We start from the raw sequence: 7,897 nt of genomic DNA on the forward strand, positions 1-7,897 counted from the left end.
AATCTGGACGGAAGCTGACAATGAAACCAATCGCTTAGACCCGCTATCTAGCGGTCGAGAACCGGTGTCACATCCGGTCGACGCGCATCACGGCCAAGGCCTGACGGCGCTGGAGCCCGGCCAGGGCATGAGTGCCAGCGTGCGGCTCAGCTGGCGGCCGATCGACGCCTGGAGCTTACTGGATCGGCGTCTCGCCGCGAAACAGCGGCTGGTGCGCCCGCATCAAGCCGGCAATCCGGTCGGCGACTTTTCGTACCGGCGGGGAGTGACGTTCCTCATGATGGGTGACGATCCATTGGTCGGTTTCGAGTTCGGGGATAGGCAGAGCGACGCGAACCAGCCGTGGATCGCTGTCACCGACGAAGCACGGAAAGATCGAAAGCCCGGCGCCCGCAGCCACCAGTTCGCGCACCGAATGGGTGTTGTTGCCGCGCACGGCGATGCGATCGCCGTGATGGGCTTGCAGCCAGCGCGCCGAGGCAATGTTTGCCCCTTCGCCGGTGACGCCGACGAACAATCCGGCGGCGATGCCGTTGATCAGGTGGCGTCCGGAATAAATGGCGTGGGCGACCTTGCCGCTCTGACGGCCGGCCAGCCACTGCTCGGTCGGGCGCTCGCTGCGGATGCCGATGTCGGCGGCACGGCGACCAATGTCGACCCAGTCGGTGGTGGTGACGAGCTCCACCCTTATGCCGTCATCGACCGTCCAGATCTCGCCGATATGGGCGGCAACGAAGGCCGAGGTCCATGGCCCGGCCGAGACGCGGACAATGCGGTCGGGCAGGTTTCCTTCGCGCCAGCGGGTCAGCGACTGCATTGCTGCCTCGACGTCTTCGGCGCGCCGCAGCAGTTCTTCACCGACTGGGGTCAGCCGGTAGCCGGTTTGCTGACGCACGAACAGCGGTTCGCCGATCTGCTTTTCGAGCGCGGTGACGCGTCGTCCAAGGGTCGCTGCGCTGCGGCGCGTGGTTCCCGTCGCTGCGCTCAAGCCACCCAGCGCGCAACGTCGAGAAACAACCTCAGATCCTCGCAGCCGATATCCATTTTGCAGAAATGAAAACTCCTTGCGACCGTGGCTGTAGCGCGTGAGGAGCTTAGGCGGCCTCAGACCTGTGGATCAGATTCATGATGCCTTCGCTCATGCCGGCATAGGATCCGTCATTGATTAGCTGGCCCTGAAGCCGGTAGTCGTTCATGACCAGAATCCTGTCAGCAAGCAGGATCATTTCGGGCATGTCGCTCGTGATCAGCAAAATGGCAGTGCCGTTGTCGGCGAGTTCGCGCAGCAAATCGTGCAGGTAAGCCTTGGTCTTGATGTCGATGCCGACTGACGGCTCGTCAACCAGCAAGATCTTGACGCCTGCCGCCAGCCATTTGGCGACGCTGATTTTCTGCTGATTGCCACCCGAAAGGTTGGCCACCGTCTGCGCGAGGCTGGGTGTTTTCACCTCAAGCTTCTCGATGTATGGCGTTACCTTGTGTCGCACGAGGCGGTCGGTGAGGAATCCGAGAAGTGCCGAAAGGGGGCGCCACACTGCAATTCCAGCATTTGACAGCACCGAATGCATCAAGACCAGACCTTCGCCCTTTCGATCTTCGCTGACGTATCCCACACGATGCGTGTGGATGGCTTCGCCGACCGACCTGATCTTAACCGGCTTCCCGTCGATCTCGACGGTACCAGCCGTCAGCGGAAACTGACCCAGGATGCATTTTGCAAGCTCGGTCCTTCCGGCGCCCACGAGGCCATAGAGGCCAACGATCTCACCTTTTCGGACATGCAGATTGACGTCCACATGGCCTAAAGATGTTTCAATGTTCTTGAGCTCGATGGCCGGAGGAGCCCCAGTCGAGTTGCGCTCCCGCCAGCCGCCTTCACCCTCGGCCCGGCCGATCATCAATCGGACAATGTCTTGCCGCCCCAGGCCCTCCATTGGCCGGCTTTCACAGGCATTCGACCCATCCCTCAGCACTGTGACGCTGTCGCAAAGCTCCTGCGCTTCTTCCAGCTTATGGCTGACAAATAGCAGGCTGGCCCCTTGGTCTCGCAGCTTTCGCAAAAACGAGAATAATAGATCAGTTTCACTCGAGGTAAGTGATGCGGTTGGTTCATCCAGGAGAAGCACTCGCGAGCGCAGAGACAAGGCCTTGGCGATTTCGACCAACTGCATCTTGGCGACGCTAAGGCGCGATACCGGGGTTCTTGGGTCGATGTCTAGGCCGAGGGCCTCAAGCCAACGCGCGGCCTGCTTGTTCAAGTCGGCATAGTCCACCGGCTTTAGCAACGAGGCGCCAAGTTGCTCGAGATGGATATTTTCCGCAACAGAAAACCTCGGGATAAGATTCCGTTCTTGATGTACGACGCCAACACGATGAGCGATGGCCTCGCGCGGCGAGCCGAAATGAACCTCTTGGCCCTCCAGGATGAGGCGGCCGGCATCGGGGTGGTGAACACCGGTAATGATCTTGATAAGCGTTGACTTCCCTGCGCCGTTTTCGCCGAGCAAAGCATGTATGGAATGAGTTTTAAGTGTCAGGGAAACGCCCTTTAGCGCCTTTACGCCTGGAAAGGACTTCTCAATGCCCAGAGCCTGGAACGCTATCTCGCTCGCCATTTCAGAGCCTCTTGAGATTTCGTGACAAACGACTTTCGCGAAAACGATTGGCGCCGACTGCCGCCAAGATCATTGCGCCCAGCACGACCTGCACGAGGAACGGGTCGATGTCGAAAAGCACTAGGGCTTGTGTGATTATTGCAACGATCACCACCCCGAGCAGCGTAGCGGGCACGCTGACGTGTCCGCCGGCCAAGACCGCGCCGCCGATCACGGGCGCGGCAAAAGACAAAATTAGCCAGTCGTCGCCGATCGTCGGTTGACCCATTTGTAAACGGGCAACAAGGAGAAGACCGGCAAGCGCTGCAAGAAACCCCGAAAGCGCGTGCACGATGACAACTGTATTTGCAATCGATATTCCCGACAATTCTGCGGCATGTTGATTGCCGCCGACTGCCAAAATAAACCGCCCTATGGGTTGCCGATTAAGCATGAACCACAAGGCTAGGCCGACAGCCATGGTCGGGAGCATCAACCAAGGAATGATCCCGAAGATCGCGCCCTGTCCGATGGATTTCACGCCGTCTGAGATGTTATAAAAGGGTTGGGCATGTGTGATGCCCAAATTGATGCCCTTGTAAACGGACAGGCTGGCGAGGGTAATTACGAACGCCGAAATGCCAGTTCGGGCGATCAGAAATCCGTTTATTACGCCGCATATGACCCCAAGCGACAGCGCGCTTAAGGCGGCAAGGGATGCCGGCACGTGCCACGCGTCCATCATGCCGGCGAAAACAATAGCGCAAAGACCGCCGATAGCCCCGACAGACAAATTCATCTGACCGATAGCGATGATGAGCATTTGCGAAAACGCGATCAGGCCATTTACTGCAATTGCGAGCAGCAGCACCTGAATATTCAATGGCGACAGGAATGATGGGTTGAAGCCCCCCACGATCGCAACCGCGACGATCGTAACCAGCAGCGGCCCAAACCAGTCGCTCCGCACGGCGTTGGCCAAGGAGCCGTTCATGCCATGTTCCTCCGGGCCAGAAAGGTTCGGCGTGTTTTGTCCATCAATACCGCAGCCAGCAAAAGCAGACCCAAAAAGCTCTGAATCCAGAAATCACCCAGCTGTAATAGAAGCAAACCACTAGTCAGCATTGTCACCAGAAACGCACCCAGGCACGTCCCCAGCACCGATGCCTTACCGCCCGCCAGAAGTGTTCCCCCCAACACAGGACCAAGGAACGCGATGAGCAGCCAGTCCTGTCCGAGTTGTCCCGCCATTGATGGGATCGCCGCTCCATTGCGTGCGACTAGCATCAGAGCCGCACAGGCGGCGAGCGCGCCAGACAGCATGTGGCAGTATATGAAGATGCGCCCGACATTTATGCCGGACATCTCCGCCGCTTCGGGCTTGGCGCCAGCAGTCAGCATCTCCCGCCCAACCGCCGTCAAATTATAAAGATATCCTAGAAGCAATGCAGCCAGGAGGCTGACCAGGAGGAGCGGAGAGAAAAGACCCAACAGCTTGAGGCGTCCGAACGCTGCAAAGACGGGTGGCAGAGCGCGATAGGATTCTGCACGCGTCAGGAAAATCATTACGCCGAAGAAAATGCTCATTGTAGCGAGCGTGATGATGAAGCTGTGCAATCCTGTGCGAACGGAAGTCCATCCGTTGATAAAGCCCAGCAAGGCGCCAAGGGCCACCGCTGAGAGAATTGCGAGTGGCCATGGAAGCCCGACCACCTCAATGAGATAGCCGCAAGTCATTGCGGCACAAACGCCGATCGCCCCTACAGCAAGGTTCAACCCCCCAGTTATAACGACGACCATCATGGCCAAGCCGATCATGATGTTGACGGCTGCGATACGACCGAGGGTGAACAAATTGAAGGCCGAAAAGAAACCCTCTGTTGTGAATTTGAAGGCCAGAGCAAAGATCACAATCAGGGCAATGAGCCCGAACTCATTGGTCAGATAGAATCGTGTCTCGGTGGCATTCCTGCGCGGCTTGCCGACGATGTCGCCACTGGGACCCTTCGCCGGCACATCTGAATAAGACATGGTTTCGCACCTTCAATGGCTAGGCTGCCATCTTATCAGGCCTGGCTCTGGGTCACGACAGACACCGTGCAATTTGGTTGGACGACCGCCGGGTCTGCTTGAACGCAGCCCGGCGGCATTGGCGGAAGTCTCGTTACTTGCAGGTCAGATAAGTCGCCTGGAAGGTTTCAAAGAGCTTCTTGGTCGTGTCGCGCATGGCGTCAACATAAGTGTCGATTTTGTCGGCCGCGACATAGACGGTTCCCGAGTCGATGAACTTGTCAGTGAGGGCATTCTTCTTAAAAGGCGCATCGGTCTTGACCGCGCAACCCGAACGAAGCTTGTCGAGAACGAAAGTGCCGATATAGCCTTGGCCATACGGATTCTGCAGCATTGTGCCATTCACAAAGCCATCCTTGATCGCCTTCAACACAACTTGATCGTGATCAATGGCTACCATCTTGATCCGCTTGTCGCCGATCTTTCGGACTGCGTTCGAGGCTACAACCGCAGGGACCCAAGCGGTCGTGATGATGCCATCGACGTCGTTGGCGTGAGCTGCCAGGTAGGCATTAATCTTTTCCTCGGCTGGCTCGGGCGCATCAATGTCAGCGATGACCTGGACGACCGTTGCGCCTTCTTCCTCCGCCGCTTTTTTGACGGCGTCAATGCGAAGCTGGGTATTCGGATCAACAAGGAAGCCGGTGAAATGAGCAATGCGCTTCTTGGTGCCCGTCAGTGTTTTCAAAAGCTCCTTGGTTCCAATGTATGCTGAATTGCCAGTGTCGGTGCCGAGGCAGAAGGTTGCTGAAGAAGGATCCTTGAAGCACCCTGCGCCGCCGATGACAGGCGCGCCATTGGACACGAGCTCGTCCACGGTACTGACCGATCCGACGGGGTCACCTGGGAAAATCAGAAAGCCGTTGTAACCCTGGGTCAAAAGGCTCTCGAGCAGCTGGTTCTGCTGGCTGAGTTCCCACTTTTGCGGCACCTTGTAGTCTGCTGCGGCCAGGCCAAAATCCTTGGCAGCATCCTTACCAGCTTGCTCCCACGCCGCGAAGTAGGGGTGCGGACCTCCGGGGACCAGCGCAATTTTTGAATCTCCAGCGGCGAAGGCGGACCCCACGCCTATTGCGGATAGCAGTCCAATCGCGAGCACGCGACGCAAATAGTTCGACATCAAAACTCCTCCCGTTGAGAGCGCCGCCTTCCCGCTTAAAATTGTCGAGACCGGCAGCGCAAATGGCTTGCATTCACCGCAGAAGTTCTAGTACACTTGTATACAAGGTGCAACTGCTTTTTTGTTGATGGCATTTTTCCGAGGACATTGTGCAAGAAGGCGAGCGGAACGCGATATCGCGTTGCGACCAGAATGGAGCGAAAGCCATGTCTTCCGGATTGGCTGAACTAGACGTGTTTTTGAACCGGCGCAGTTCGGCGAGTGAGCAAATTTACTCCGTCCTGCGCGAGGCAATCGTGCGTGCGAAGCTCTTGCCTGGCGAATCGATTAGTGAAAACGCGGTGTGTCGCCAGTTCAATGTGTCTCGCACACCTGTGAGGGCAGCGATTCAAAGATTGGCCGAAGACGGACTTGTGAGTGTCTTTCCGCAGCTCGGCAGTTTTGTTTCTCAAATTGATATCGTCAGCATCCAAGACAGCCATTTTGTCCGCCGTTCCCTGGAAACTTGCCTTCTTCGCGAAGTTGCGCCGCGTTGGACGCCAGCGATGAGCGCTGAAATGCGTTCACTGGTGGCGGCTCAAGAACGGAGTATCGCTGAGGGCGATATTGACGGATTTCACGACAATGACGAGAATTTTCACCAATTGTTTGCGTCTTTCGCGCAGCGACCGGGAGTTTGGACGACCATCCACGCTGCCAAAGCCAAGCTGACTCGCTTTATTCGTTTCTCCGGCAATGCCGCACGATTTGCGGTTGTGCTGCAGGAGCATTTGGCAATTCTGGATGCGCTGGATGCCAATGACGGACCCGGTGCGGAAGCCGCATTGGTCGCCCATCTCGATAAAATCTTTGTCCTTTTCGACGCGCATGCGTCGGACACACGCCATGCCGCCGTCTGACCAAGCAATGGAGAATTCCCGCTTGCAATCGCTAGAAGGAAAAACCGCTGTCGTAACTGGAGGCGCAGGCGCTATCGGCTCCGCAATCGCAGTGGAACTGGCGCGCGCCGGCGCTCAAGTAGCAGTCCTGGATCTGCTCCCCGAGGCCGCAGAGGCGCTGGCGTCGCGGGTAGGGCATGGCGCCGTTGCCGTCGGTGTTGATCTGGCAGTTGAGAGTTCAACGCGCGCGGCGGCGGAGAAGGTTCTTCAGCACTTCGGTTCGGTCGACATTTTGGTCAACAATGCTGGCATTCTGTCGAACCACAAAATGGCAGATACCTCGATCGAGGAATGGCGAAGGGTCAACATAGTCAACGTAGAAGCCGCATTCCTTCTCGCCCAGATATTTCTTCCAGGGATGCGCTCGAAACGGTGGGGTCGGGTGATCAATATCTCCTCCTATGCCGCCAAAAGCGGAGGCTTGACCGCAGGGACGGCGTATTCAGTTTCGAAAAGCGCGATGATCGGGCTGACTTTTTCGATTGCCCGCGAGACCGCTGGCCAGGGCGTGACCTCGAATGCAATTGCCCCCGCCTACGTAATGTCGCCGATGGTTTCCGAACAGCTCAACGACGAACAGCGCGCGGCCCAGCTTGCTCAAATCCCGGTCGGGCGATTTTGCGAACCTCAAGAAGTCGCCCACACCGTTTCATTCCTCGCGTCACCTCTAGCCGGCTTCATCACGGGCGAGGTTATCGACATGAACGGTGGTCTCCATTTCGATTGAGCTGCATACAAGGGAAAATCGTCTTTCTTACGCCAATTTGGCGCTCGCATCGGCCGGTGTCCAAATTCCTCGGTACGATCGACGGAGTGTGACGCCCGGAATCGTGCATCTCGGTATCGGCAACTTCCACAGGGCCTATCAGGCAATCTATACGGATGATTGCCTGGCCGCGGGACAACTCGATTGGGGCATCATTGCAGCCTCCTCCGGAGTTCGGACACGCGGGACGCGCTTGCTCCCCAAGATGGTTTGTACACAGTTGTCAGTCGTCAAGGTGAACAGACGAGCCTTCGGATAGTCGGTTCTATCGGCCATATTCTTGTCGCACCGGAGGGCCCCGCTCAGCGTAAGCGCCTCGCCGATCACCTATGGGTTTGGGCTTGATGTTTTCCGGAATCGCCAGGGCATGAGTTCCTCGATCTGGCTCTGTGGATGGCCGTTGATGATG

The 7,897-nt window shown here is 57.4% G+C and carries 7 protein-coding genes; 2 read left to right on the forward strand and 5 right to left on the reverse strand.

The features are described from left to right. Window positions 1–175 precede the first annotated feature (175 nt). The 5 genes from NKJ94_RS31410 to NKJ94_RS31430 all read right to left on the reverse strand — a co-directional run bounded on the left by NKJ94_RS31410 (window position 176) and on the right by NKJ94_RS31430 (window position 5,784). On the reverse strand, window positions 176–988 hold the full coding sequence (locus NKJ94_RS31410; protein WP_352530907.1) for a LysR family transcriptional regulator: 813 nt from the start codon (window positions 986–988) through the stop codon (window positions 176–178). Between the two features lie 106 nt (window positions 989–1,094). Continuing rightward, window positions 1,095–2,615, reverse strand: coding sequence for a sugar ABC transporter ATP-binding protein (locus NKJ94_RS31415; protein WP_352530909.1), 1,521 nt, complete (start codon window positions 2,613–2,615; stop codon window positions 1,095–1,097). A 1-nt stretch (window position 2,616) separates the two neighbouring features. Further along, window positions 2,617–3,588, reverse strand: a complete 972-nt coding sequence (locus NKJ94_RS31420; RefSeq protein WP_352530911.1) for an ABC transporter permease — start codon at window positions 3,586–3,588, stop codon at window positions 2,617–2,619. Beyond that, the gene (locus NKJ94_RS31425; RefSeq protein WP_352530913.1) at window positions 3,585–4,625 is read right to left on the reverse strand and encodes an ABC transporter permease; all 1,041 of its coding nucleotides are present in this window, start codon (window positions 4,623–4,625) and stop codon (window positions 3,585–3,587) included. The genes NKJ94_RS31420 and NKJ94_RS31425 overlap by 4 nt, the downstream gene beginning before the upstream one ends. Window positions 4,626–4,758: 133 nt before the next feature. Next, the gene (locus NKJ94_RS31430) at window positions 4,759–5,784 is read right to left on the reverse strand and encodes a sugar ABC transporter substrate-binding protein (protein WP_023680812.1); all 1,026 of its coding nucleotides are present in this window, start codon (window positions 5,782–5,784) and stop codon (window positions 4,759–4,761) included. 206 nt (window positions 5,785–5,990) lie between these two features. Between NKJ94_RS31430 and NKJ94_RS31435 the strand changes: the two genes are divergently transcribed. Both NKJ94_RS31435 and NKJ94_RS31440 read left to right on the forward strand, forming a co-directional pair. After that, window positions 5,991–6,683 (forward strand): GntR family transcriptional regulator, encoded by a 693-nt coding sequence (locus NKJ94_RS31435; RefSeq protein ID WP_352530916.1) that lies wholly within the window; start codon window positions 5,991–5,993, stop codon window positions 6,681–6,683. Further along, window positions 6,670–7,449 (forward strand): SDR family NAD(P)-dependent oxidoreductase, encoded by a 780-nt coding sequence (locus tag NKJ94_RS31440; RefSeq protein ID WP_352530918.1) that lies wholly within the window; start codon window positions 6,670–6,672, stop codon window positions 7,447–7,449. The genes NKJ94_RS31435 and NKJ94_RS31440 overlap by 14 nt, the downstream gene beginning before the upstream one ends. The last annotated feature ends 448 nt before the right edge of the window (window positions 7,450–7,897 follow it).

Source organism: Mesorhizobium sp. M0060 (assembly GCF_040323155.1).
Taxonomy (GTDB): Bacteria; Pseudomonadota; Alphaproteobacteria; order Rhizobiales; family Rhizobiaceae; genus Mesorhizobium.